A 26566-nucleotide genomic window follows, 5' to 3' on the forward strand; every position below is an offset into this window, starting at 1 on the left:
TTCACACGATGGCTAAAAAAATGCCTGAGATCGGTGATTATAAATATGGATTTTCGGATAAAGACGTTTCGATATTTCGTTCAGGCCGCGGCTTAACAGAAGATATCGTTAGACAGATTTCCAAAATGAAGGAAGAGCCTCAATGGATGCTCGACTTCCGTCTAAAATCACTTGAGCAATTTTACAAAATGCCTATGCCTCAGTGGGGCGGCGACTTAAACGATCTTAACTTTGACGAGATCACATACTATGTAAAACCATCAGAAAAGTCAGAGCGTTCATGGGATGAAGTTCCTGAAGAAATCAAAACGACATTTGATAAGCTTGGAATTCCTGAAGCTGAGCAAAAATACCTTGCCGGTGTTTCTGCACAGTATGAATCTGAGGTTGTTTATCACAATATGCAGGAAGACCTTGAAAAGATGGGAATCATCTTTAAAGACACTGACACTGCGATAAAAGAAGACGAGGAAATTTTCAAAGAGCACTTTGGAAAAGTTATTCCTCCTTCTGACAACAAGTTTGCAGCATTGAACTCTGCAGTATGGTCAGGCGGATCTTTCATCTATGTTCCTAAAGGGATAAAAGTTGACACTCCACTTCAAGCGTATTTCCGTATTAACTCTGAAAATATGGGTCAGTTCGAACGTACGCTTATCATTGCGGATGAAGGCTCCCACGTACACTATGTTGAGGGTTGTACAGCACCTGTTTATACAACAAACTCCCTGCACAGTGCGGTAGTAGAGATCTATGTTAAAAAGGATGCTTATTGCCGTTATACGACGATTCAGAACTGGGCGAACAACGTTTATAACCTTGTTACAAAACGTGCCGTAGCAGATGAAAATGCAACGATGGAATGGATCGACGGAAACATCGGTTCTAAGCTGACAATGAAGTACCCAGCGATCATCCTTAAAGGACAGGGAGCGAGAGGTAACACACTGTCGATCGCCCTTGCCGGTAAAGGCCAGCACCAGGATGCAGGTGCAAAAATGATCCACCTTGCTCCTAACACATCTTCCACAATCGTTTCGAAATCTATTTCGAAGCAGGGCGGAAATGTTACGTACCGCGGAATCGTCCAATTCGGACGTAAAGCGGACGGAGCGCGTGCGAATGTTGAGTGTGATACACTGATCATGGATAACGAATCTAAATCAGATACGATCCCATACAACGAGATCATGAACGACAACATTTCTTTAGAGCACGAAGCAAAAGTATCTAAAGTCTCTGAAGAACAGCTTTTCTATCTGATGAGCCGTGGAGTCTCAGAAGAAGAAGCAACAGAAATGATCGTAATGGGCTTCATCGAGCCATTTACGAAAGAACTTCCAATGGAATATGCCGTAGAAATGAACCGTCTTATCAAGTTCGAGATGGAAGGTTCAATCGGTTAATATACTTTGTTGAAAGAGCGAATCCTTATGGTTTCGCTCTTTTTTTGTTGGAGTATGTCAGGTGGCCGGACGATTGAGATGCCTAGTTGAAAATAAAAATCAAAAAGTTGAAAGTAAAGGCCTGAATTCCCTTCCGATTAGCTTCAGCTCTCAAAAGGCCGCTCGAGTCCCAATAAAACCGCCATTCTTTTCAATTTTTCAAAAATAAAGATAGACTTTGGTAATAAATCCCCATACAATCAATCTTGGAGGTGTTTGGAATGTTAAAAATTCAAAACGGAACTACCACAACGATTAAAGTGAGAAAAAATAAGCGTTAGGCAGTATTCATCGCCCGGCAGGTTAATCATAAAAACTTGAATGGGATGTTGGGTCTGCCTGAAAGGTGGATCTTCGTTTGAAAAAGTTAACTGCGTCCCAGGTTTATCTGGTAATCGCCTGTTTGTCATCACTGGCAAATACCATCATGTTCACGACATATGCTGTTTACTATGTAATGGAATTAGGGCTAAACCCGTTTCAATTGGTGCTTGTTGGTACGATACTGGAAGTGACCATTCTTTTGCTTGAAAATGTGACCGGCGTCGTTGCGGATACCTATAGCCGCCGTTTATCCGTGATCATCGGAATGTTCGTTCTTGGCACTGCTTATCTGTTAGAAGGATCTATTCCGTTTGTATCGGAAACGCTACTAAGCAACGCGGTTCCCCTTGTTGCTGCGGTGATTCTTTCTGAAATGGTACGAGGGGTTGGGGAAACCTTTTTAAGCGGTGCTGAACAAGCCTGGATCACTGACGAAATAGGTGACAAAAGGGTCGGAAGTTTATTCATAAGAGCGAACCAGCTACGTCAGGCAAGCATGGTAGTTGGGGTCATCATCAGTGTTGGACTTGCAAGCATCTCTTTAAACCTGCCCTACCTTGCAGGAGGGATACTATTTCTCTTCTTAGGCATTTTTCTTGTGATCGCAATGCCGGAGACCGGTTTTAAACCGGAAAGTCCAGAAGGAAACTCAAATGCCCTTCAATCAATGTTTTTTACTTTTAAAAACGGCATAAATTCGGTTCGTGGCAGACCAATTCTAATGCTCGTCATCCTGGTGACAATCTTTTCAGGAGCGGCGTTTGAAGGCTTTGCACGTCTATGGGAAGCTCATTTTTTAAACACGTTTACCCTTCCAGAGCTCGGAGCGCTTGAACCGGTTGTTTGGTTTGGTATCATTAACATTGTTGCTAACCTATTAAGCATCGTTGCTGCAGAAATATTTAATCGGAAACTTGATACAAATAACAGCAGTGTCATCATACGCAGTTTATTGATTCTTACATGCCTGCAAGTAATAGGATTGGCAGTTTTCGGCCTTGCAGGAAACTTTGCGGTTGGCTTAATCAGCTATTGGGTTTTGGTCGTTATTGGCACATTAAGCGGCCCTATGTATCAGGCCTGGTTAAATCAGAACATCGACAGCCGGACAAGGGCAACAGTTCTTTCATTCATGAGCCAGTCGGATGCATTTGGCCAGAGTGCTGGGGGACCGGTAGTTGGTGCTGTGGGAACCCGTTTCTCTTTAAGGGCAGCCATGGTATTCTCGGCAATCCTGTTGATGCCGGCTGTAGTTGTATATATGCGGATATTAACACAAACAAAAACAAGTACAGTATCAGATGACAACGAAGAAGCTCTTAAACGATAAACAAACAATAAATTTCATCAAAAATAAAGGGAGAAGGGTCAGGCCGATCGGCTTGACCCTTCTCCTTTTAGTGGAGGAACTGAAGAGAAGATTTTATTTAAGGTTATGAATTTCCTGCTGTACTATTAATCATTTTGTTTGTTAAAGGTATTAATAGCCTTTTTTACAATCATTAGTTGTTCTTCCGATTCTTTAATTTTTCTTTCTTTGGATTTTAGTTCCCGTTCTTTTTCTTGAAGCTGTTTTTCGAGCTGGCGGATTCGTTCTTTGTTAGAACGGTGTCTTTTTTCATCCATTTGAATTCCTCCCTGCTACTTCTATGGTGGCATTACTCTTAAGAGAATGTACAAACATTATGCTTGTAAGAGATTGAAAACTCAACAAAACACCTTCCATATCACTTGCTATTTCCTTTATAAAATCTCACAATTAAAAGAAGAGAGTCTTAAAAAGAAAGGGAAAACTTATGATATATATAGGACTAACTGGCTGGGGAGATCATGACGATCTTTATCCTGACAAAATCAATAGCCGAGATAAGTTAAAAGCATATGCATCGCATTTTCCGATCGTGGAAATCGATTCATCTTTTTATGCGGTTCAGCCTGAAAAGAATTATCAAAAGTGGGCAAGTGAGACGCCAGAAGGTTTTCGTTTTATCGTAAAAGCATATCAGGGGATGACAGGGCACCAAAGAGGAGAAAATCCTTTTGATTCCAGGGAGGAAATGTTCGGGGCTTTTAAAAAATCACTAACCCCTATAAGGGAGGCAAACAAGCTGCAAATGGTCTTGTTTCAATTCCCGCCGTGGTTTGATTGCAAAAAAGAACATGTTGATATTCTAAGATATTGCAAAGAACATATGGAGGATATCCCGGTTGCCCTGGAGTTTAGGAATCAGACCTGGTATTTGCCGCAGTATTATGATAAAACCCTGGATTTTATGAGAAACGAAGGATGGATTCATACGGTTTGTGACGAACCCCAGGCTGGTATTGGCTCAGTTCCAATCGTAATGGAGGCGACTGATCCAGAAACAACTTTTGTTCGCCTGCATGGCAGAAATACGCAGGGATGGCTAAATCCCGGGGATAATAAAAAGTGGAGGGAAGTCAGATATCTCTATCATTACAATAAGCAAGAGCTGCAGGAATGGAAGGAACGGTTAAAAAGGCTTGAACAGATGTCTAAAAATATTTTTCTGGTCTTTAATAACAATTCCGGGGGAGACGCAGCTGAGAACGCAAAGGAATTGATAGAGATGCTCGAGATTGAGTATACAAAGCTGAATCCAAGGCAAATGGACTTATTCGAATAACTTTTATTGTAGTACTGGAGGAACTTATGGATTGGCTCATACTTATTTTTTTAGGATTAACAGCTGGAACAGTCGGGAGCCTTGTGGGTCTTGGGGGAGGAATTATCATTGTTCCGGGTTTGTTGATCTTCGGGAACTATACAAACTTACTACCGGCTTATTCGCCGCAAACCATTGTTGGGAGCTCGATCGTGATCCTTGTGGTTATCGGCCTTTCATCAACATTATCGTATATGAAGGAAAAAAGAGTTGATTATAAAAGTGGAGTTCTCTTTTTTGCCGGAAGCGGCCCGGGGGCTATAGCTGGTGCATGGCTTAACAAACTTGTATCAACCGATGGATTCTCGCTTTATTTTGGAATCTTCATGGTGATGATTTCTTTTTTATTGATGGTAAGAGACAGGATTAAACCGATAAAAACGATAAAAGGAATCGAGAGATCTTTTACGTATGAAACAGGAGAAATAGTAACATACCGTTATTCCCCTCTGATCGCCCTTTTGATTTCGTTTTTTGTTGGAGTTCTATCAGGTTTATTTGGTATTGGGGGAGGATCGTTAATGGTTCCGGCAATGATCATTTTGTTCGGCTTTCCTGCTCCCGTTGCGATTGCAACTTCTATGTTTATGATCTTTTTATCAAGTGTTACCGGAGCAGCTGCTCACTTGATCCTTGGAAATATTGAACTGTTTCTTATACTTGCTTTAATTCCGGGGGCCTGGATCGGGGCAAAGCTTGGTTCATATATAAATAAGAGATTAAAAGACCGGACCGTTATTACTCTATTGCGCTGGATGCTTGTTATTGTTGGAATAAGGTTAGTCTGGCAGGGAATGTTTGGCTAGGGAGGAAGATTGGAATGTCGATTAAAACACTTCATGTATACAGTACAAATGATTTGCACAGCCATTTTTCGAGCTGGCCTAAAGTTGCCTCTTTTTTGAAAAACGAACGCAAATTTCATGAACTTCAGGGTGACAGCGTCTTACTTTTTGATATTGGTGACCATGCCGATCGTGTCCACCCTATGACAGAAGGCACCGGAGGTAAAGGAAACGTTGTTTTGTTAAATGAATTAAACTACGATGACGTCACGATCGGCAACAACGAAGGCATTACTTTTTCAAAAGAAGAACTGGATCAAATGTATCAGGATGCCACGTTTTCTGTACTTGTTTCTAACCTTTACGATGAAAGTGGCAAACGGCCAGATTGGGTGAAACCATATAGGATCCATGAAATGAAAAACGGATTATCAGTTGGTGTCATCGGCATCACGGTACCTTATCATCTTTTTTATCAATTATTGGGCTGGAAGATCGTTGATCCGCTCAGTATTTTGCAAGATATCGTGAATGAAGTAAAAGAGAAGGCTGACATCGTGATCCTTCTTTCGCATATGGGGCTATTCAATGATGAAGAAATCGCTGATCAAGTCGAAGGAATCGATCTTATTCTGGGAGCTCATACCCATCACTTAATCCACCAGGGGAAAAATGTAAAAGGAACATTGATAGCCCAATCGGGAAAAGATTGTCAGTACGTAGGGCAGGTTAAAATCGCTTACGATTCAACTTCTGGAGAGGTTGTGGAGAAAGAAGCGTATAGCGTTTCTGTTGAGCGAATGAAACCGGATAGCCGTACAGTGCAGCTCATCAATGAACTGGAGACGAATGCGGCGAGCAATCTGGGAGAAGTGATCACAGAGCTTAAGGAAACTATGAAGATATCCTGGGACCAACCATCTCCGTTTTCCAAAGAACTGGCTTCTGCTTTAAAAGAATGGTGCAACGCTGAAATCGGAATGGTAAATGCAGGGTTGCTTTTAGAGGACCTACAAGCAGGAGAGGTGACAAGGCTTGACCTGCATCGTGTCTGTCCGCATCCGATTAATCCGTGCATGGTAAAGTTGAAAGGAAGAGAAATTAAGGAGATTGCCGCCCAGGCTGTTACAAGCAAGATGGTAAACCTTGAATTTAAAGGCCTGGGTTTTCGGGGGAAAGTAATGGGAGTAATGGTCTATGATGGGCTTGAAGTCGAAACAAGGGTTCTTGATGACGGGTTGATCCATGTGAAGGCGATCACAAGGAATGGCGAGCCTCTCGAGATGGACCGGGAATACACCGTAGCAACGGTAGATATGTTTACTTTCGGGCAATTTTATCCGGAGATAAAGCATGCACAGAAGGATTATTATTTGCCGGAAATGTTAAGGGATGTGCTCGCCTGGCATCTTAGACAGGAGTCCCTACTAAACAGAGATACCAACAACAAATAGTTGTTATTGCCTTGCTCCCGACATATAGATAGAGTGAGCCACAATTTGGATGATATCACTATAGGGAGCGTGAGCGGTGTGATAACGATGAAACCAATCTTAATAGAAGGCCATCCGTTTACTGCAATAAGTGTACAGCTTCCAAAGACAAACTTTCTCGCGGTAACTGGCGAGAATGGATATATTATGTGCGGTGCTCTTGATGTAGCCCTTTTGAACGAGAAGCTGAAAGACAGAAGAATACTTGCCGGCAGGGCGGTTGGAGTAAGGACAATCGAGCAATTGCTGGAGGCTCCGCTGGAATCGGTTACGTTAGAAGCTGAATCCAGAGGAATAGTTGCGGGTACGGTCGGAAAAGACGCACTGCTGAAAATGATGTAAGGTTAATTAAATAAGACGGGCAGAAAATTGTCCATAGTTCCCTCCTTTTTGCATATACATTAGCAAGAAGGGGGGTTTTTCCTTGTTAAACAAGCGAAGGAAGGTACGCGGAAGTGGTCCGCTTCCTTTTCGATATGTGTTTCTGATCTCTTTCATCATTTTTATCGTGTTAACAGTACAGGGTCTGTGGATTGTGGAAAAAGGATTAAAACCAACCTTAATGGAATATGCCAAAATAGAAACACAAAGGATCGCAACACTCGCAATTAATGATGCATTAACCCAGAAGATGACAGAGGAGTTTACGGAAGAAGAATTAGTAAAGCGAGTCACGAACCAGAATGGAGACGTGGCAAGTATAGAAGTTAACCAGGAGGCGGTACTTCGAATGCTTGCCGAGTCAACTATACGAGTTCAAAATTTCTTGAAAAGCGTAGAAGAAGGAACACTCGATTATTGGGCACAGCAAAATGATGTTGATCTAAAATTGCGTGACGGAGCAGGACAAAACGGGATTATTCACTACATTCCAATTGGGCAAGCATTTAACAATTCCCTCCTTGCTAACCTTGGACCGCAAATTCCAGTCCGGTTCACAGCGATCGGCGAAGTAAACACAGATATTGTCCGAACGGTGGAGAAGGTTGGAATCAACAGTTATTTACTCGATATAAGTGTTCAGGTTGTGGTCGATGTAAGAGTGGTTATCCCTTTTGCGACAGAAACAGAAAAGGTTAAAACAAGTATCCCGGTAGTCACAACAATCATAAATGGCGAGGTACCTAACTTTTATAATAACGGAGGAGGCAATCTTCCTAACCCATCAATAGATGTAGAAGATCTGGAAAATTAAACCGTTGCAGAGGCGAAACATTCGTATTATAATGGTCAGGACAACGATATAAACCTTATCGACACGATGAGGTAGAGGTGCATTGCTTATCAGTAAATGTTGTGAGGATGACAACTGTGATCAACATCGAAAGGGAGCTTTGCCGAAACAAAAATAAAGGTCAACTTTACTTTTGTTGGGGTGGCATTGAACAAGTGCCGCACTGTCATTATAAGAGATTTCTTATGATGGAGAACTACTGATCGGGACGGATACCGTTACATTGTTTAATGTTAAAAGCAATGATAGGTTGATGCCTATCATTGCTTTTTTATATGTCCCAATCAAAAAATTAAAGGAGGTTACTCATGGAAAACTCATTTCTTTCGGTTGTCCCGCCACTGGTTGCTCTGCTGATGGTGGTTATTACAAGAAGGGTCCTGGTGTCACTTGGCGTTGGGATTTTCTTAGGTTCGTTAATGGTAAACAGCTGGAACATAAAAGCTGCATTTATACAAATCTATGATATTGTTAAAGGCTTGATCGTGGATGTGGAAAACGGCGGCCTTAATACCTGGAATATGTACATCATTTTCTTTCTTTTCCTTCTGGGCATTATGACAGCATTCGTCTCTATTTCAGGGGGAAGCCGTGCGTTCGGTGAATGGGCGATGAAACGGGTCAAGTCTAGAGTCGGAGCACAGATTCTTACAGGTGTCTTTGGAATCATTATTTTTATTGATGACTATTTTAACAGTCTTGCAGTAGGGAATGTTTCCCGTCCAATCACAGACCGACAGAAGGTTTCAAGAGCAAAGCTGGCTTATATTATTGATTCCACTGCTGCTCCAATGTGTATTATTTCACCGATCTCCAGCTGGGGAGCATATATCATTTCCATTATCGGAGGTATTCTTGTTACTCATCAAGTAACAGATATCGGTGCGCTTGAAGCGTTTATGAAAATCATTCCGATGAATCTATATGCAATCTTTGCGCTCATCATGGTTTTTGTCGTAGCTTATTTCAATCTTGATTTTGGCGCGATGAAGGAACATGAAGAAAGAGCGATGAATACTGGAGAGGTTCTTGATCCGAAGCGAGGAGCCGTTCCGGGTGAAACAACTGGACTTCCAGAAAGCGATAAAGGAAAAGTGTGGGACCTTGCGCTTCCGATTATTTTGTTGATCGCCGGTACTGTTGCAGCGATGATCTATACTGGAATCGAGGCTGTTCAGGATGCTGGCGGTACAGTAACAGCACTTTCTGTATTTGAAAATACCGACGTTGCGACATCCCTTGTCTATGGTGCGATTGTTGGTGTCATCGCATCCCTTGTATCCTTCTTTTCGAAAAATATGGGTCTTAGCATATTCGGAAAGGGAGTACTCAGCGGTATCAAATCGATGCTTCCTGCGGTTTACATCCTGTTCGTTGCATGGACGTTGATAGAAATCATTTCTGCACTCGGCACAGGAAAGTATCTAGCGAGCCTTGTAGATGGCAATATTGCTGTGGGCTTGTTGCCGGCAATTTTGTTCATCCTTGCCGGAATAATGGCATTTGCAACCGGAACGTCGTGGGGAACGTTTGGAATCATGCTCCCGATCGCAGGTGAGATTGCTGCTGCTACAGACATTTCGCTAATTCTTCCGATGCTTGCAGCTGTTCTTGCAGGTTCTGTATTTGGAGACCATTGTTCACCGATTTCCGATACAACTATTCTTTCTTCTACAGGAGCTGGAAGCCATCATATTGACCATGTTATGACTCAGCTTCCTTACGCCCTGTTTGTAGCAGGAGTATCCTTAGTAGGATTTATAGTGCTTGGATTTACAAACAGCTTGCTGTTCGGTTTGGGCGTTACATTAATTGTGTTTGTCGCTGCAGTTTATTTCGCAAAGCCGAAACAAACTTATAAAAACGAAGAAGTTGTTAACTAGAAGAGAAGCAGAGGCACAGCCTCTGCTTCTCTTCTTTATAAGTTTATTTACCTTTAGACTAATACAGTTTTATTTTCCGTGAGAAAAAGGTCCTACTTTGGGAAATGATTCAGGATTTGGAAATAAATTTAGTCAAAAAGCAACAAAAAAATTTAAGAATGCTTTGACAGGCATCAGCGTACTAGATATACTATAAGCAGAATTATCTGAAAAGAAAAAAGATTTAAACCTTTATTTGGAAGGAGGACTACTGAAAAAAGGTTTAAACAAATAAGGGGGTAAAAACAATGGAAAATCGTGCGCAGTGGGGAACAAGGGCAGGCTTTATCTTAGCTGCTGTTGGTTCTGCAATCGGGCTTGGGAATATCTGGAGATTCCCGTATATCGCCTATGAAAATGGAGGAGGAGCATTCTTCCTGCCTTACCTGTTTGCACTTTTAACAGCGGGTATACCGATATTGATTTTAGAATTTACTCTGGGGCATAAGTTTCGCGGTTCAGCGCCGTTATCGCTATCACGCTTGAATAAAAAAGCAGAATGGCTTGGATGGTGGCAGGTCTTTATATCATTTGTTATTTCAACTTATTATGCGGTTATTATCGCATGGGCAATGTCTTATGCAGTCTTTTCTTTCAAGCTTTCATGGGGAGATGACACGGAAGGATTCCTTTTTGGAGATTATCTGAAAGTAGCGGATCCAGGACAGGTAGGTAGTCTTGTGCCGGGTGTTTTAATCCCATTAGTGTTAGTTTGGGTCATCACCCTTGGAATTTTATTTAAAGGTATCAAAAAGGGTATTGAAGTTGCCAACAAAATTTTTATTCCTGCACTTGTAGTATTATTCTTGATCATTGTTATCCGTGCTTTAACATTAGAAGGTGCTGCAACAGGCCTTGACGCCCTGTTTGCTCCAAACTGGAACCGTATTATGGATGGAGAAGTTTGGGTAGCGGCTTATAGCCAGATTTTCTTTAGTTTATCGATCGCTTTTGCTATTATGATCACTTATTCTAGCTACCTTCCAAAAAAATCTGATATTACGAACAATGCATTTATCACAGGGTTCAGTAACTCTGGATTCGAGCTTTTAGCAGGTATCGGGGTATTTAGTGCATTAGGTTTCATGGCTGCACAACAAGGTGTAGATGTTAGTGAAGTTGCCGGTGCTGGTATCGGTCTCGCTTTCGCAGTGTTCCCGGCCATTATCAACCAGATGCCGGTGATGAGTGAACTGTTTGGATTCTTGTTCTTTACATCACTTGTGTTAGCTGGTCTATCTTCACTAATTTCTATTTGTGAGACTTATATAGCTGGATTCCAGGAGAAATTTAATATTTCCAGAAACAAAGCAGTTCTATATGGAGGCGGATTGTCCGCGATTATCTCTTTATTGTTTGCGACTAGAGGCGGTATTAACTTCCTTGATGTTGTAGACCATTTTGTACTATCGATGGGTGTGGGTCTTTCTGGTCTTGTAGAAGTAATTCTTATTGCATGGGTGTTCAGAAAGCTTGGTGCAATGAAGGGCCATGCCAACGAGATTTCCGATATTAGACTTGGTTCATGGTGGACGATTTGCCTTGGAGTAGTCACGCCGATAATCCTTGGTTACATGATGATCCAGTCAATCTGGGTAGATATTAAAGAACCATATGGCGGCTATCCGGGTGACTTCTTGATTTACTCCGGCTGGTTGATCCTTGCACTGACACTTGTAGCTGGATTCCTGTTCTCTGCAAAGAAATGGGATAGCAAAGTTGAAGTTAATGACAGCAAGGAGGTAAGCTAATATGTCTGCTTCTGCAATCATTATGATGTTAATCGGTATGGGCGTTATCTGGGGAGGCCTTGCAGCAAGCATCATTCATGCTGTTAGAGTTTCTAAATAATAAGGAAAAGAACTGAGTCCAGCACTCAGTTCTTTTTTCTTATGCAACAAACACTTTCTACGATCAGCGGTTTTTCCTTAGTTCGATTCGTTCCTGCCTTTCCCATAAACGAAGGGAATAATAGGGATCGTAAGACCATTCCGTTACACCGTTATCTTTGTACATGCCATAATGGAGATGGGGTGGAAACTTACCTGAAGTTCCTTTTGGGCCATATCCAGAGCTGCCTACATATCCGATCACATCGCCAGGCTTCACTACGTCACCCAGCTTAATGTTTTTTTCAAACCCGTTTAAATGGGCATAATAATGGTAAGTTCCGTTTAGATCACGAAGTCCTATTCTCCAACCTCCATAACGGTTCCAGCCTTTTGTCTCGATTGTTCCATAAGAAGTGGCTCTTACAGGAACACCGTAATCGGCAAAAATATCCGTACCTTCATGCATCCTTAAACCTCCCCACCCGCGCCGATCGCCCCAGGTGCTTCGATAACTGTAATTTGACCGAAGAGGAACAGGGAAAGCGTGTTTATCCAACTTTAAGGTTCCGAATGTTTTATAAAGCTTTATATTACTTGTGATGATTCTTACAGCTTGATCTCTTTGATAATAGTCCCATAATCCAATTTTTATATCGTCTAAGTGAGATCCGTATTTTTGAAGGTGATTCGCAAACGTAAACAGAAGGTCCTCATCATTATTGATATCTGCTTTTCCATCGTTATTTCCATCAAGTCCGACGCCTCCGAACAATGAAACAGTTATCGGATTAGTGTCGGCTGGATTCGGATTCAAAGGCCCGGCCCATTTTTCAGGAGTAAAATAAATACCGATTGAACCCTTTGAATCAGGCCGGTCTTTTCTTGCGTTCCGGACCTGGTGTTCATATTGGTCGACTGCTGCATAAACATACCATGGAATTTGTGTCATCGTTTCCATTTTTACATATAAGCTTAAACGCTCATTTAAAGGGTGAGACTTTTGTTCGCCAGCTAACGTAATATCCGGTCTATAACAAACTAGAATCGTTAAAAATAATAAAATAACTTTTTTCATGGCAGTTCCTCCTTTCTATGGCCGTTTCTAAATATAGTATGGTTTGTTATTCTATAAACATAAGGAAAAAATGTTGGAAATCAATATAAAATGAATGTAATAGTTGGATTTATCACTGATTTTCTTATAGTATTAAAATGAAGTCTTTGTTACCCTGTTAATAGGCTAAAGTTATACTTTTAAAACTGGAGTGAGTAATTCATGGCAAAAAAGGAAGAACACCTTAGAAAGCCCGAATGGTTAAAAATAAAACTTAATACGAACAGTAATTATACTGGCCTGAAGAAAATGATGAGGGAGAAAAAGCTTCATACTGTATGTGAAGAAGCAAGATGTCCCAACATTCATGAATGCTGGGCTGAACGTAAAACGGCTACATTTATGATTCTTGGTGACATTTGTACTCGCGCTTGCCGTTTCTGTGCGGTTAAGACCGGTCTTCCAACCGAGCTAGATTGGCAAGAGCCTGAAAGGGTAGCTGAATCGGTAGAACAAATGGGACTAAAGCATGTCGTTATCACTGCTGTAGCGCGTGATGACTTAAAAGATGGCGGAGCTGCCGTTTTTGCGGAAACAGTACGAGCTATACGCCGGAAGAACCCATTCTGTTCAGTAGAGGTTTTACCGTCAGATATGGGAGGGAATTATGAGGCCCTTAAAACATTAATGGATGCAAAGCCTGATATTATGAACCATAATATCGAGACAGTAAAACGTTTGTCTCCAAGAGTTCGGGCAAGAGCTACATATGACCGTACAATGGAGTTTCTCCGCAGAGCAAAAGAAATGAATCCTGACATTCCAACGAAATCAAGTATCATGATCGGGCTTGGAGAAACAAAAGAAGAAATCATCGAAACGATGGATGATCTTCGGGCAAACAATGTTGACATCATGACGATCGGACAATATTTACAGCCAACGAAAAAACATTTAAAAGTCCAAAAATATTGGACACCGCAAGAATTCTTTGAGTTAAAGCAAATTGCGCTTGAAAAAGGCTTTAGCCACTGTGAGTCTGGCCCTATGGTTCGCTCCTCTTACCATGCTGATGAGCAAGTGAATGCTGCAAAAACAAATGCTTAATATAAAACCGAGTTTCAGGTTATGCCTGCAACTCGGTTTATTTGTTTCTTAATCACGAATATCGTTCTCGTCTTTTGGAGTGCCTTTACGGCTCTCATTGATCTCCTGGTCCATTTTGTCTTTGGAACCCTTCATTTCGTCATTCATCGTTTCACCATTGTACCACTTTTCGTCGCCTTTCATTTCGCCGTTTTCATTTTCTCCATTACTAATTTTTCTACCCTGAGGAGACTTTTTCATTGTTTTGATCAGTGCGTTTATTTGTTCGTCGATTCCATCCTGGACAGTACTTGCCTTTGAATAGCGTTCGATTTGGGGAATGATATCATTCTCGTCAGACACATACACATGATAATATCGCGGAACGACGGAAAGAGCGGATTTCTTTACCTGATCTGCCGTTTCGTTACGGTTATCCGAATTATGCTTATAACCAATCAGCACTTCTTCATCTGTGACCAGCACAGCAGAGTCATTTACATGTGGATTCATTAAAGAAAGCTTACTGATCATATCCGCCATCCGATCACGGTTCAAGTATGCAACATCCATTTTTGGAACAGGTGTATTGTCATTGTTTGTATTCCTGACGCTTCGAACGTAACCGAAGTCCCCATGCAATTCTTTTTCAAGCGCATCATTATTATTTATACCATATTCGTTTGGTTCGCTGTTGATCGGGTGCATGTCTGTGTGGTCCATCGGATGGTCCGCATTGTCACCCTGCCAGCAACCGGCAAGTCCCAGGAACATCGACATCCCAAGTAATACAGGTGTTTTTTTCATTATTTCACCTCCGTATAAGTATAGAATCTCCGCTTTAAGCTTCATTTTTACTAGCAAAAGTTGGACAATTTACAGATTCGATGTATCATTAAGGAAAGAGATATTTTAGAGGAGAGCGGACAGAAAATGATTAGTATAAATAACCAGAATTTCCAACTTCTAAAAGAAGAAAATGATGGTTGGAATGAAGAGGAGTTTAAATCCCGTTACAGTGAAGTTCTTGATAAATACGATTATATTTTAGGGGACTGGGGATATGGTCAATTGCGCTTGAAAGGTTTTTTTGAGGATAAGAACCAGAAAGCAACCTTCGACACAAAAATAAGCACCATTACGGAATATATTTTTGAATATTGCAATTTTGGCTGTCCTTATTTCGTATTGAAAAAGGAAAAGAAAGCAGATAAAGAAAAAAACTGACCCCTTGAAATACAGGGCCAGTCTTGGAAGATTATTGAGGGACATCGTGATACGGTGTCTCTTGTTCTGTTCGGGAATCATCATGGGTCGGATGTGATCCGGGATCCTGTCGAGGTAGATCTTGATGCAGGGTTTTATTTTCATAATTAAATGCACTATAGTTGCGCTGGTCTTCATCCCATGGAGTTGATTTGCCTAGCTTTCGATTAATTGGTGAACCATAAGGTCCCTCGGGTAAATCCTCAGGCAGCACATATTTGTGCATCGTTTCAACATTGGCAAAATCAGTATATTGATCCTGTGTAGAACCATATTTATTTCTCTCCATAAAAAAACCCCTTTCTGAGGAAAGCCTTACTGTTAGGCTTACCAGGTGCAAAGGGTTTTATAGGTAGGACTGTTTCCCATGTCATCCATTACTTAGGATAGCTTTGTAAAAGGAATATTAAGTTATGACTTCCTGTAAAAATGACCTTAGTTCTTCAGCATCTTCTTCATTAAGTTTGTATGCATGCTCCAGGTAACCAGGTTCGTTAAGGTCGTCATTTCCGATTATAGCAAACCTCCCTCCCTGTATATCAAAAACAAGGTATTTCCCATAATAGCGGTCCGTTTTTAAAATACCCAGGTCAAAACGATGGTTGCTTCCCATAAAACAGACGAAACGGGTTTCAGTCGATTCTTTATCGTCATATAAATAAATTCGTTCTTCACTCATTCACTTACCTCCTATTTCCTGTCCTTTGTACTAATATCATAACAAAAACATTACTAATCGAAAATTTTGTTTTTAAAGAAAAGCTCTTTTCACGTACTTCGTTGCTTAATACGATTCACATAGTCGACTGCTCTCCGCCCAAATCAATTGACGTTTTTCAAAGATGTGGAACGTCAAAGCACTGCGCATACCCGTGGAAAGCGTAGTGTATTTCCATAGCGACCAGTCATTTGCTAGGTCGCAGTTTATCGCTTTTGTGCAAAAGCAACAATCTTTTAGAAAAGCTCCTAAAGAAATTACTGAAAATTGGTAAATTGTGCTACACTATCCATATGATACACAGGCGAAAGGTCAGGAGTGAACTTATGAATCCGATAGTACCTGAATTTATAACGGATTATGTATTAAATTGGAGCAAGTTATTTTATCCAAGTCGGCATTTGAGGTTTTTTCCTCCTCAATTTATTATTAGAAATCCGATGGCAGAGTCGGTGAGCCGCTCTTTAAAGAGGGGAGAGCAAGTAGCTGTCATCGTTTTCGACTTGAACAGTTTGTCGAAATCAGAACCGATAAAAGAAAAAGAAATGAATATCATAAAAGAGACGTTTGAAAATGTAATTCGTCAAACCGTTGAGGATCGAAAAATTTTAACGCTTCAACAGTTTTATGGCAGGGATATGGCACTGTTTTTAAGAGTTGAACAATATCATCATGAACTTGCAGAGGTTGAACATTATATGTATCACCTGCAAGAAACAATTCAGTGCAAGCTCTCTGGTTATTTTATGGAACAGGTGGAGTTTAATACAGGCTATATGTTTATAGAAAAGAACGATTACTCCATCAACGAAGCGATTTATCTTGCTTATCAGCAGGCGCTGGCAATGGCTCAAAAACGGGTTGATTCTGAATTTAACTGTTTAAAGTATGAGGTAGGCCGAATAATTGACGAACAACAGATTTCTTTACTTTCACAACCGATCATCAATGTGTCAACAAAAAAGGTCGAAGCGTGGGAAATCTTAACGAGGGGACCGAAACGGACAAGTTATGAGAGCCCGCTCGCTTTGTTTGCAGTCGCCAGGCAAATAAATAAACTATATAAGCTAGAACTTCTCGTCCTGGAAAAAGCGCTGCAACTTGTCACGGAGAAACGGTGCAAGGATAAAATTTTTATTAATGTAACACCGATGACGCTTGGAAATGAGAACTTTGTAAACGATACAAAGTCGATTTTCTCAAAGTTTGCAGATATCGATGCAAAGCAGATTGTTTTTGAAATTACAGAAAGAGAATCGATAGAAAAATTCCAACACTTGCGTGGCAATCTTAAATCCTTAAGAAAAGAAGGCTGTATGATTGCTGTGGATGATACAGGGGCAGGCTATGCAAACTTACAAATGATTTCTGAAGTCATGCCTGATATTATTAAAATCGACAGGTCACTAATTGAAAAAATTGATCAAAATAAAGTGAAAGAAACGATGTTAAAAGGCCTTCTCTTAATCGCCAGGGAAACAGGCTCCCTTGTAGTGGCTGAAGGTATTGAAACAGAGGAAGAGGCAACAGTGCTTGCCCGGAACCAGGTTGATTTTGCTCAGGGGTATTTTTATTCAAAGCCCCGGATTATGCCCGTAATGAAACCATTTATGGTAAACTGATTGCAGAACCAAATGGCAGGTGATTTGTTATATGTATTTTGTAGACAGAAAGAAAATAGAAGAAGCTCTGGCTTATATGGAAAAGTGTTTAACCTTATTTGAGGAGCGAGACAGCTGGAGCCAGAGTATAGAAAGACTGGCTCTTGAACGAATATCACAAACAGTAATTGAATCGATCATCGATGTTGGAAACAATATGATAGACGGATTTATTATGCGGGACCCGGGGAGCTATGAGGATATTATTGACATTCTTGATGATGAAAAAGTGATAAAGCCAGAGCATAAGGATCCGTTAAAAGAAATTATAAGGCTTCGTAAAGTGCTTGTTCAGCAATATTCTTCTATTGACCATGAAAATTTGCATAGGACACTGCAAGGAAATCTGGACGTTTTAAAACAGTTTCCTCCAGAAGTAAGAAGCTATTTAACAAAAGAGCTTGGACCTGTTTCAGCTTTTTTGCCCGAAGATGACAAACATTAACGTTTACTCTGTTGCTGTGATAAACTAAAATAGATATCGGAATAAGCTCGGCGATGTGCCGGGTTTTATTTTTTCGTTAAGAAACACTAAACAGAGCTTTTGTGTAGGAGGAAAATGTAATGGCAAAAAAATATAAAGGATATTTGATCGATCTTGATGGAACGATGTACCGGGGAAAAGAAAGTATCCAGGCTGCTGTTGAATTCGTCAAGAAGCTCGAGCAGAAGCAGCTGCCATACTTATTTGTGACAAATAATTCGTCTAAACGCAAAGAGCAGGTTGCAGAAACACTGAGGAATTTTGGCGTTCCTGCGACAGCCGATCACGTTTATACCACAAGTATGGCAACTGCGAGTTATATCGCTGAACAAAAGGCAGGAGCTTCTGTTTATGTTATTGGTGAAGAAGGAATCAAAAGTGCCGTTGTGGAAATGGGATTAACGCTGCAGGATGAGAATCCGGATTATGTTGTCGTTGGAATCGACCGTGGGATCAATTATGAAAAGCTTGCAAAGGCATGTCTGGCAGTCAGAGCTGGAGCTACTTTTATATCAACGAACGGTGACATCGCACTTCCGACAGAAAGAGGGTTTTTGCCCGGTAACGGTGCTTTGACGTCAGTTATTACAGTTTCAACCGAGACCCGGCCAATTTTTATCGGCAAGCCAGAACCGATCATTATGGAACAGGCGCTTGAAAAACTGGGGACAAGCAAGGAAGACACGCTTATGATCGGAGATAACTTTGCAACGGATATTATGGCGGGGGTTAATGCCGGGATAGACACTCTTCTGGTTCATACAGGAGTAACGACGAAAGAACATCTGGAATTAGTGGAGAACCTTCCGACTTATACTGTGGACTCTTTAGAAGAATGGGATATTTAATAATGGTATCAGTGTCCTATAAAGTTTGAAATCCATATGAAAACAGGCGTGCATAACTGCACGCCTGTTTTTTTACTAGAAATATTATTCAGCGTTCGCAGCACGGTGTGCGAGGCGGCTTGATGCAGCAGCTGCGATAGCTCCAACAATGTCATCTAGATAAGTATGGCATTCTCCGGTCGACTTATCATTTAATTTTTCAAGAATGCCGGGTTTTTGTTTATCGATATATCCATAGTTTGTGAAACCGATCGAACCGTAAACATTTACGATTGATAGGGCAATGATTTCATCAACACCATAAAGGCCTTCATCTTTTAGGATGATTTCCTCCAACGGAGGCTCTAGATGCCCTTTTTCAGCGAGGCGGTCAAGCTGTATCCCTGTCAAAATCGCATTTTGCACTTCCCGCTTAGAAAGGACTCGATCTACGTTTTCGAGGCAAAGGTCAATGGAGAGGTCAGGGTGATACTTCACTTGTAGAAAGTATACGAGATCTGCGATATCTTGAACAGTCACTCCCCGTTCGGTCAACCATTTTCTTGCTGCCTTTTCTACTTCGGACATTTTTTTGTTTTCTGCCATTCTTGTCCCACCTAACTTTGACTTATTTTAACTTGGATTATGATGGTTTTTATAGTATATGATTCATTAATTGAAATATGAAGACACCTTTAGTATCTTCTCCATCTTTTTAAGTATTATATTCCTCGATGCCGACCTTTGCCTTACCCAATAATTGATGCCCGTCATAGAAAGTTTTTAAACACGAAAGCGAAGTTGGGTCATAAACTAAATAGAAATGACAGAAAAAGTACGGGGTGAATCGAATGTTTGAAAGAGAGATTTACCATCTGTATCAGCTGTACTGTGAACAGCGTTTCCGGCTGGGAGGATATGAAGCGTTCACTTCTCAGGGTTCCGTTTATCTTATCGAACCGTCAACCCCTGACAAAAAGGCGGTTGACTGGGTTAACTCAGTTGGCCACTTTCTTGAAAAAGAAGGAGAAAATGTCGCCAGGTTAGTGCCTACCGCAACAAACCGATGGGATGGAAATATTGAAGGGAATGCAATCTTGCTTTATAAGCTACAAAGTAAGAGGATAAAACGGAAAAACCGGAAAAACCGGCCGATTGGACGCAGGTTAGCAAGAATCCATTCTAAAGGATACCGTTTTTTACAGCAATACAACTCTTCGATGGTAATCGAACCATGGAATATACGGTGGGAGAAAAGGCTCGATCAACTGGAGCAATGGTATTTTGAAGTTATAAAGAAAAAAAAGAAGGACCGGTTTGATGAAATGTTTGTGCGCTCTTTTCCTTACTATCTGGGATTAGGGGAAAATGCAATTCAATATATTGTCGATGCTGAAATAGATACACAGGAAAATTTCTTTCAAAATGTTTCCTTAACGCATAATCGATTTACAAACGAGAGCTGGATTTCTTTCCGTGATGAAACTTTTATAGTGCCTTCCAGGCTGTTAGTCGACCATCCGATGCGGGATATTGCAGAATGGATAAGACAGGAAACCGAAATGAAGCAAGACAGTTATTCAAGGGTATCCAGCTTTATAAGCGAGTATAATGAACGGAAAAGAATGACATACAATGACTGGCGTTTATTATTTGCCCGGTTGCTTTTTCCGATAAATTACATTGAAGCAGTTGAAGAATATTACAGCAATCCAAATATTCAGGTTAAAAATCGAATGGAGGCAAGGTTAGAAAAACTGCTTCGCATAGAAGGAGAGAGAGAACGGTTTTTAGCAGAGTTTCTGCCTAATTTATTGGGAGTGGACAGCCAGAATTTACGATCTGTCGATTGGCTGAGCTTATAACCGTTGTTTGAGGGCCTTCCCTGTGAGAAGATAAATGTAAATCTGTCCATCTACAGGGAGGCACTTATGAAACCGAATCTATTTATCACAAGAAAGTTGCCGGAAAAAGTGTTACAGCCTTTAAAAGACATTGCGGTCATCGAAATGTGGCCGAAAGAAGAAGAACCTGTTCCAAATGAGTTACTTGAGGAAAAAGTGAAAACCTGTGATGGGATATTGACGATGCTGACTGACACGATTGATGAAAAGATGTTGAATGATGCATCAAAGTTGAAGGTTATTGCAAATATGGCTGTTGGTTATGACAATATAGACATTAGTGCTGCAAAACATAAGAACATTATAGTCACCAACACGCCTGATGTCCTGACAAATTCAACGGCAGACCTTACGTTTGGCCTGTTAATGGCTGTTTCAAGAAGAATGTTAGAGGCATCGGATATGTTGCGGGAGGGAAAATGGAATAATTGGTCGCCTTTTCAAATGGCGGGCACAGATATTTACGGCAAAACAATCGGTATCGTTGGGATGGGCCGCATTGGCAAAGCCGTTGCAAAGCGCGCGACAGGCTTTGATATGAAGATCCTGTATCATAATCGGTCTCGCAACCAGGACGCAGAAAATAAGCTTGATGCCAGTTACTGTTCCTTCGATGAACTGCTGGAACGTTCTGACTTCGTTGTTTGTTTGACCCCCTTAACGGAACAAACGAAAGATATGTTCAATAAGACGGCATTTAAGAAGATGAAACCCTCTGCATTTTTTATTAACACGTCACGGGGTGGAGTGGTAGATGAAAGGGCTTTAAAAGAAGCTCTGGATCAAGGGGAAATTGCCGGAGCGGGTTTAGATGTTTATAAGAATGAGCCTATCGGAAAAGAGCATCCATTGCTTCGTTCATCACGGGTCGTTGCACTTCCCCATATTGGAAGCGCTTCTTATGAAACGAGAATGAAGATGGCCGAATTAGCAAGAGATAATATTATAAAGGTAATAAACGGGCAATCTCCCATCACACCCGTTTAAATTGATCAACCGCCAGTTTAGGCGGTTTTTTGTTTTGGTATACCAGGGATTATAGCAGAAAAATACGATTTCTTATAAAAATTTATAAAATTTATAAAATAGGCTTGTTACTTTCTCCTTTTCGCTTTATAATGTCCTTTATACAAATACAATTGTTCATTTGAAGAGGACAAAGGAGTGGGGAAAATGGGTGAAACAGTTTCTGTTGGATTATTAGGGCTTGGTACGGTTGGAAGTGGTGTTGTTCAAATGATTACAGATCATCAGAAAGAGCTCCAACAACGTATCGGCTGTCCTGTAGAAGTTCGAAAAATCCTTGTACAGGACATGGAGAAAGAAAGAGATGTCCAGGTGGATAGCAGTTTGTTAACAAAGGATGCAGACGATATAATTTTTGATTCAGATATCGATGTGGTTATTGAAGCGATCGGAGGCATTGAGAAGGCGCAGTCCCTCATTCTGAAGGCGTTGAACAACAAAAAGCACGTTGTTACTGCAAACAAAGACTTGATGGCATTAAACGGCGGTGAATTGCTTTCAGCGGCAAGGGAAAATGATTGCGACTTGTTTTATGAAGCGAGTGTTGCGGGAGGGATCCCGATTTTAAGAAGCCTGGTAGAAGGGCTTTCATCCGATAGAATCACGAAAATGATGGGAATTGTGAACGGGACAACTAACTATATTCTAACGAAAATGAGCAAAAACAAACTGTCTTTTGAAGACGTTTTGAAAAAAGCGCAAGAGCTGGGATTCGCTGAAGCTGATCCTACTTCAGACATTGAAGGGCTCGATGCTGCAAGAAAGATGGTTATCCTTAGCACTCTTGGCTACTCAATGAAATTCGGGCTTGAAGATGTTGATGTAGAAGGAATAACAAGAGTTAGCGAAGAGGATATCGCTTATAGCAAAAGGCTTGGATATACGATGAAACTAATCGGTCTGGCAAAGGCAGATAACGGTTCTGTCGAAATAAGCGTGCAGCCTACCCTGCTTCCAAACGAACATCCACTTTCTTCAGTAAACGATGAATATAACGCAGTGTATGTCTATGGAGAGGCAGTCGGCGAAACGATGTTTTACGGACCGGGGGCAGGGCAGCTTCCAACCGCTACTGCAGTTGTTGCAGACCTGGTCGCTGTCATTAAAAACATGAGGCTTGGCGTTAACGGTAAAAGCGTTATTCTCCCACAGAATGAAAAGAAGCTTAAAACCGCTGAAGATATTGACAGTAAATACTTTTTACGCATGATTGTAAAGGACGAAGCAGGTGCATTTTCTGTTATTACAAACCTGTTTAAGGAACAGGGGATCAGCCTTGAAAAACTTATCCAGGAGCCGCTGGTCAATCAAAAACAGGCGGAAGTGGTCATTGTGACACATAAAACGAACCAGAAAGCTTATGAAGAAACATACAACCGATTGAGAGACCTCGATGTGGTAGTAGAAGTAAAAAGCCGCTATCGGGTAGAAGAGGTGTAAAACAATGAAATGGAGAGGACTTTTACAAGAATACAAACACTATTTGCCTGTAAATGAGAAGACGCCGCGCTTAACATTGATGGAAGGCAATACTCCTTTAATCCCGTTACCTACCATTTCGGATCTATGGGGCATCAACCTTTATGCAAAAGTGGAAGGAGCAAATCCAACGGGATCTTTCAAGGACCGTGGTATGGTAATGGCAGTTTCGAAGGCGATCGAAGAAGGAAGTGAGGCTGTCATTTGCGCATCTACAGGTAATACATCTGCTTCCGCTGCTGCTTATGCAGCTCGTGCTGGTTTACGTTGCATCATTGTTATCCCTAAAGGGAAAATTGCCATGGGAAAGCTCTCCCAGGCGATGATGTACGGAGCTGAAATATACGAGATCGAAGGCAATTTTGATAATGCCCTGGAAATGGTGAAGAGCATTTCAGAGAGTGAGCCGATAACACTGGTTAATTCAGTGAATCCTTATCGTCTTGAGGGTCAAAAAACTGCTGCTTTTGAAATATGTGAACAGCTTGGAGAAGCGCCGGATTACCTCGCTATCCCGGTCGGAAATGCCGGAAACATCTCAGCCTACTGGAAAGGATTTAAGGAATACGCAAATCATAACGGAACAAAACTTCCTAAAATGGCAGGGTTTCAGGCATCTGGAGCAGCGCCGATCGTGGAAGAAAGGGTATTTGAAAATCCAGAAACAATTGCTACAGCTATCCGAATCGGTAATCCTGCAAGCTGGAGTCTTGCTGTGAATGCGGTAAATGACTCAGCCGGCATGATCGATTCCGTTACTGACGAAGAAATCTTAGAAGCGTATAAAATGGTTGCCAAAAAGGAAGGAATCTTTGCCGAGCCAGCTTCCTGTGCACCTCTAGCTGGGATAAGGAAGCAGCTTGATAAGGGAAAGATCCAGAAAGGGGCTACAGTTGTAGCGGTATTGACTGGTAATGGCCTGAAAGATCCTTCCACAGCCATCGATTCTATAAACCAGAGGCCAAAAGTTATCCCAGCCGACAGCAAAACATTACTGGAAAACTTGAAAGGATGTGTTTCCAGCTGATGGATAAAAATCATTTCTTTGTAACGGTTCCTGGCAGCACATCTAATCTGGGGCCAGGATTTGATTCGATAGGGCTTGCGGTCAACTGTTATTTAAAGTTGGAAGCGAAACGTGCGGGTGAGTGGTCCTTTAAATATGAATCTGTGCAGAAGGGTTTGCCGGAAGGAAAGGAAAACTTAATTTACAAGGTAATAAGTTATGTTTCCGGAAAATTTGGACTTGTAACAGAGCCTTATGAAATGAAAATGGATAGTACCATTCCCCTGGAGAGGGGACTGGGAAGCAGTGGTGCGGCGATTGCAGCCGGTATTGAGATGGCAGATTTCATCCATAATCTGGGTCTGAGTAAGAAAGATAAAGTGAGCTTCGCTTCTGAAATCGAAGGGCATGCTGACAATGTAGCGGCTTCGATTTATGGAGGTTTAGTAATTACAGCCGAAACAGGAAACGGTATAGAGGTCATGGAAGCAGGCGATCCGTCGATCGATATCGTTGCTGTGATTCCTCATACCACCCTTAATACAAAAGAATCGAGGAACCTTCTTCCTGAAATGGTCGATTATAAAACAGCAGTTAAGGCAAGCAGTATTGCGAATATGTTTGTAGCTGCAGTTTTAAAGAAAGATTGGAAAACGGCAGGTTATTTTATGGAAGAGGATTTATTTCACCAGCCATACCGAAAAGAATTAGTACCCCACTTAGAAACGGTCCAGAAGGCAGGCAGGGAGAATGGAGCCTTCGGGACAGCCCTTAGCGGTGCCGGTCCTACAGTGATATGCATTACTCGAAAGGGTACGGGAGATGCATTAAGGAAGAATCTAAAAGCAAGGATTCCAGAATGTCATTCAGTTTTATTACAACCAGAACATGAGGGTGTGCAAATACAGTCGAGGCAAAACAAAGCATGTGTTTAAAAACGCTGAGGTAAAGGGTGATTCCATAGTTTTTAAGGATTGAATGGCTATTGCAGATCCAGGTGACTGGATATCAGTGGTCGGGTAGTGAGATTCCCAATGAAAGCATTTTGGAGCTGGCCTGTGGCAGCTCCTTACTTTCATTATTTGAGGTCATCAGATCCGTTATTTGTGACAAATGGTTGATTTTGAAAAATTATAGGTCATTGGTGCCGCTATTTACCGAGAAAACGTTGATTTTGATCTGGTTTTAAGCAAATAGCGGAACATATGACCTTATTTTTTTGTAAAGTTGTATTTTTACCCAAATAAAGGATTCAATGACCTATAATTCTAAAATCCGGATTTCCAGACATCTATGTATTGCCCAAGTTGGCTTGTTTGAAGTTAATTAAGCAACAAGGTATGCGGAAATCCCCTTTAGAAAAGAGCAAAAAATAAAAAAAGCCCCGTTTAAATCCGTAGATTAAACGGGGCTTGAATTAAATTAAAATACTTGCTCTAGTTCTTTAACTCCTGGAACCTCTTCCAAAAGTGCTCTTTCAATTCCTGCTTTTAGTGTGATTGTTGAACTCGGGCAGCTACCGCAAGCTCCCATAAGACGAACTCTTACGATACCATCTTCTATATCTACAAGCTCCACGTCTCCTCCATCACGAAGTAAAAACGGGCGCAACTTATTCAATACCTCTTGTACTTGTTCTTGCATGTAAATCGCTCCCTTCATACTACTATTATAATCATTTTGGAATAAAAAATCTATTGATTTAGAACAATATCTGTTAATTAATTGAAAAGGATTATCACTAATAAAAATAACATGAAACACAAAGGCAGGCAACATCCTTTTAAATAATTTATTTCTCGCTTATTTTTATATACTTATTTCATTATATGCAAACCCACCCGGAAATGATTGGGGCTTTCATATGGAACGACTTTTTTGTAAAATAAAAGTAAGTAGGTTTGTAAACGCTTTTTCATCCGATAACGGAGGGGAATAATATGAAAGAAATATTGGTATACGGCGCCAAAGAACGTTGTGCTGCTTGCGTCAATCTTCCATCTTCATTCGAAACGGCAGAATGGCTATCTGCTGCGTTAAATAGAAAATATCCTGAGAAAGAAATACATGTTCGTTATGTAGATATTTTTAATCCTGAAGGGGACGAAGAGAGCATCTTTTCAGAGAGAGTCATCGAGGAAGACCTGTTTTATCCTGTGATCGTTATGAATGACGAGATCATCTCTGAAGGGAATCCGAGATTAAAAGATATTTATAAAGCAATTGAAGAAGGTCCTGTCTCTGCATAGCTGCAGGTTGGCTCATTTGATGCCAGCCTGTTTTTTTTGGTTTCAAATTCAAATATAGTAATTCATCTTGATGCTATGGTCAGG

Annotated in this window: 28 protein-coding genes and 1 riboswitch; of the genes, 21 read left to right on the top strand and 7 right to left on the bottom strand. The window is 41.1% G+C overall.

Translation table 11 applies throughout. From position 1 onward, the window contains the following. Nucleotides 1–8: 8 nt before the first annotated feature. Both sufB and FCL54_RS00420 read left to right on the top strand, forming a co-directional pair. Nucleotides 9–1406, top strand: a complete 1398-nt coding sequence (gene sufB / locus FCL54_RS00415; protein WP_138122039.1) for a Fe-S cluster assembly protein SufB — start codon at nucleotides 9–11, stop codon at nucleotides 1404–1406. A 397-nt stretch (nucleotides 1407–1803) separates the two neighbouring features. Continuing rightward, a complete protein-coding gene (locus FCL54_RS00420; protein WP_138122041.1) occupies nucleotides 1804–3099 on the top strand; it encodes an MFS transporter in 1296 nt (431 codons plus the stop codon). Nucleotides 3100–3224: 125 nt separating this feature from the next. Here FCL54_RS00420 and FCL54_RS23740 read toward each other — a convergent pair whose 3' ends face one another. Then, nucleotides 3225–3395: a hypothetical protein gene (locus FCL54_RS23740; RefSeq protein WP_171016609.1), complete on the bottom strand. Its 171-nt coding sequence runs from the start codon at nucleotides 3393–3395 to the stop codon at nucleotides 3225–3227. Between the two features lie 170 nt (nucleotides 3396–3565). On the opposite strand from FCL54_RS23740, the gene FCL54_RS00425 reads away from it, so the two are divergent. From FCL54_RS00425 to FCL54_RS00460, 8 genes are all read left to right on the top strand, one after another. Next, complete coding sequence (locus tag FCL54_RS00425; protein ID WP_138122043.1) at nucleotides 3566–4417, top strand: DUF72 domain-containing protein; 852 nt, start codon at nucleotides 3566–3568, stop codon at nucleotides 4415–4417. Between the two features lie 26 nt (nucleotides 4418–4443). After that, a complete protein-coding gene (locus FCL54_RS00430; protein WP_138122045.1) occupies nucleotides 4444–5262 on the top strand; it encodes a sulfite exporter TauE/SafE family protein in 819 nt (272 codons plus the stop codon). Between the two features lie 14 nt (nucleotides 5263–5276). Beyond that, entirely contained in the window at nucleotides 5277–6695 is a 1419-nt protein-coding gene (locus FCL54_RS00435) for a bifunctional metallophosphatase/5'-nucleotidase (protein WP_138122047.1), read from the top strand. A 78-nt stretch (nucleotides 6696–6773) separates the two neighbouring features. Beyond that, nucleotides 6774–7076, top strand: coding sequence for a YunC family protein (locus FCL54_RS00440; protein WP_138122049.1), 303 nt, complete (start codon nucleotides 6774–6776; stop codon nucleotides 7074–7076). Between the two features lie 82 nt (nucleotides 7077–7158). Then, nucleotides 7159–7929: a sporulation protein YunB gene (gene yunB / locus FCL54_RS00445; protein WP_138122051.1), complete on the top strand. Its 771-nt coding sequence runs from the start codon at nucleotides 7159–7161 to the stop codon at nucleotides 7927–7929. Nucleotides 7930–7993: 64 nt separating this feature from the next. After that, nucleotides 7994–8175: riboswitch (Lysine riboswitch) on the top strand. 101 nt (nucleotides 8176–8276) lie between these two features. Further along, a complete protein-coding gene (locus tag FCL54_RS00450; RefSeq protein WP_138122053.1) occupies nucleotides 8277–9851 on the top strand; it encodes a Na+/H+ antiporter NhaC family protein in 1575 nt (524 codons plus the stop codon). 287 nt (nucleotides 9852–10138) lie between these two features. Next, the gene (locus FCL54_RS00455; protein ID WP_138122055.1) at nucleotides 10139–11641 is read left to right on the top strand and encodes a sodium-dependent transporter; all 1503 of its coding nucleotides are present in this window, start codon (nucleotides 10139–10141) and stop codon (nucleotides 11639–11641) included. Between the two features lies 1 nt (nucleotide 11642). Next, nucleotides 11643–11741 carry a methionine/alanine import family NSS transporter small subunit gene (locus tag FCL54_RS00460; protein WP_138122057.1) on the top strand — a complete coding sequence of 33 codons (99 nt, stop codon included), beginning with the start codon at nucleotides 11643–11645 and terminating at the stop codon, nucleotides 11739–11741. Between the two features lie 63 nt (nucleotides 11742–11804). Here FCL54_RS00460 and FCL54_RS00465 read toward each other — a convergent pair whose 3' ends face one another. Then, nucleotides 11805–12797 (bottom strand): M23 family metallopeptidase, encoded by a 993-nt coding sequence (locus FCL54_RS00465; protein WP_138122059.1) that lies wholly within the window; start codon nucleotides 12795–12797, stop codon nucleotides 11805–11807. Between the two features lie 201 nt (nucleotides 12798–12998). On the opposite strand from FCL54_RS00465, the gene lipA reads away from it, so the two are divergent. Further along, nucleotides 12999–13883, top strand: a complete 885-nt coding sequence (lipA, locus tag FCL54_RS00470) for a lipoyl synthase (RefSeq protein ID WP_138122061.1) — start codon at nucleotides 12999–13001, stop codon at nucleotides 13881–13883. 48 nt (nucleotides 13884–13931) lie between these two features. Here the strand turns inward: lipA and FCL54_RS00475 are convergent, their stop codons facing one another. After that, on the bottom strand, nucleotides 13932–14669 hold the full coding sequence (locus FCL54_RS00475) for a YhcN/YlaJ family sporulation lipoprotein (protein WP_171016610.1): 738 nt from the start codon (nucleotides 14667–14669) through the stop codon (nucleotides 13932–13934). A 126-nt stretch (nucleotides 14670–14795) separates the two neighbouring features. Here FCL54_RS00475 and FCL54_RS00480 point away from each other — a divergent pair, with 126 nt between their 5' ends. After that, nucleotides 14796–15089 (top strand): YutD family protein, encoded by a 294-nt coding sequence (locus tag FCL54_RS00480; protein ID WP_138122063.1) that lies wholly within the window; start codon nucleotides 14796–14798, stop codon nucleotides 15087–15089. Between the two features lie 31 nt (nucleotides 15090–15120). Here the strand turns inward: FCL54_RS00480 and FCL54_RS00485 are convergent, their stop codons facing one another. Further along, a complete protein-coding gene (locus FCL54_RS00485) occupies nucleotides 15121–15417 on the bottom strand; it encodes a hypothetical protein (protein WP_138122064.1) in 297 nt (98 codons plus the stop codon). 117 nt (nucleotides 15418–15534) lie between these two features. Further along, on the bottom strand, nucleotides 15535–15807 hold the full coding sequence (locus FCL54_RS00490; RefSeq protein WP_138122065.1) for a DUF3055 domain-containing protein: 273 nt from the start codon (nucleotides 15805–15807) through the stop codon (nucleotides 15535–15537). 365 nt (nucleotides 15808–16172) lie between these two features. Between FCL54_RS00490 and FCL54_RS00495 the strand changes: the two genes are divergently transcribed. From FCL54_RS00495 to FCL54_RS00505, 3 genes are all read left to right on the top strand, one after another. Then, nucleotides 16173–17468, top strand: a complete 1296-nt coding sequence (locus FCL54_RS00495) for an EAL domain-containing protein (RefSeq protein WP_138122066.1) — start codon at nucleotides 16173–16175, stop codon at nucleotides 17466–17468. A 31-nt stretch (nucleotides 17469–17499) separates the two neighbouring features. Beyond that, nucleotides 17500–17952 (top strand): type VII toxin-antitoxin system HepT family RNase toxin, encoded by a 453-nt coding sequence (hepT, locus tag FCL54_RS00500; protein ID WP_138122067.1) that lies wholly within the window; start codon nucleotides 17500–17502, stop codon nucleotides 17950–17952. Nucleotides 17953–18071: 119 nt separating this feature from the next. Next, a complete protein-coding gene (locus tag FCL54_RS00505; protein ID WP_138122068.1) occupies nucleotides 18072–18839 on the top strand; it encodes a TIGR01457 family HAD-type hydrolase in 768 nt (255 codons plus the stop codon). Nucleotides 18840–18923: 84 nt separating this feature from the next. Here the strand turns inward: FCL54_RS00505 and FCL54_RS00510 are convergent, their stop codons facing one another. Next, nucleotides 18924–19424 (bottom strand): phosphatidylglycerophosphatase A family protein, encoded by a 501-nt coding sequence (locus tag FCL54_RS00510; protein WP_138122069.1) that lies wholly within the window; start codon nucleotides 19422–19424, stop codon nucleotides 18924–18926. 245 nt (nucleotides 19425–19669) lie between these two features. Between FCL54_RS00510 and yutH the strand changes: the two genes are divergently transcribed. From yutH to thrB, 5 genes are all read left to right on the top strand, one after another. Next, nucleotides 19670–20683 carry a spore coat putative kinase YutH gene (gene yutH / locus FCL54_RS00515; RefSeq protein ID WP_138122070.1) on the top strand — a complete coding sequence of 338 codons (1014 nt, stop codon included), beginning with the start codon at nucleotides 19670–19672 and terminating at the stop codon, nucleotides 20681–20683. Nucleotides 20684–20749: 66 nt separating this feature from the next. After that, on the top strand, nucleotides 20750–21709 hold the full coding sequence (locus FCL54_RS00520; protein WP_138122072.1) for a 2-hydroxyacid dehydrogenase: 960 nt from the start codon (nucleotides 20750–20752) through the stop codon (nucleotides 21707–21709). A 186-nt stretch (nucleotides 21710–21895) separates the two neighbouring features. Continuing rightward, nucleotides 21896–23188, top strand: a complete 1293-nt coding sequence (locus FCL54_RS00525; protein WP_138122074.1) for a homoserine dehydrogenase — start codon at nucleotides 21896–21898, stop codon at nucleotides 23186–23188. Nucleotides 23189–23192: 4 nt separating this feature from the next. Beyond that, entirely contained in the window at nucleotides 23193–24254 is a 1062-nt protein-coding gene (gene thrC, locus FCL54_RS00530; RefSeq protein ID WP_138122076.1) for a threonine synthase, read from the top strand. Further along, nucleotides 24254–25168 carry a homoserine kinase gene (thrB, locus tag FCL54_RS00535; protein ID WP_171016611.1) on the top strand — a complete coding sequence of 305 codons (915 nt, stop codon included), beginning with the start codon at nucleotides 24254–24256 and terminating at the stop codon, nucleotides 25166–25168. The genes thrC and thrB overlap by 1 nt, the downstream gene beginning before the upstream one ends. Before the next feature lie 487 nt (nucleotides 25169–25655). Here the strand turns inward: thrB and FCL54_RS00540 are convergent, their stop codons facing one another. Next, entirely contained in the window at nucleotides 25656–25877 is a 222-nt protein-coding gene (locus tag FCL54_RS00540) for a NifU family protein (RefSeq protein ID WP_138122080.1), read from the bottom strand. A gap of 296 nt (nucleotides 25878–26173) precedes the next feature. Between FCL54_RS00540 and FCL54_RS00545 the strand changes: the two genes are divergently transcribed. Further along, nucleotides 26174–26482, top strand: a complete 309-nt coding sequence (locus tag FCL54_RS00545) for a DUF1462 family protein (RefSeq protein ID WP_138122082.1) — start codon at nucleotides 26174–26176, stop codon at nucleotides 26480–26482. Nucleotides 26483–26566: the final 84 nt, after the last annotated feature.

The sequence above is a fragment of the Exobacillus caeni genome (assembly GCF_005747095.1).
In the GTDB taxonomy this organism is placed as follows: domain Bacteria; phylum Bacillota; class Bacilli; order Bacillales; family Guptibacillaceae; genus Exobacillus; species Exobacillus caeni.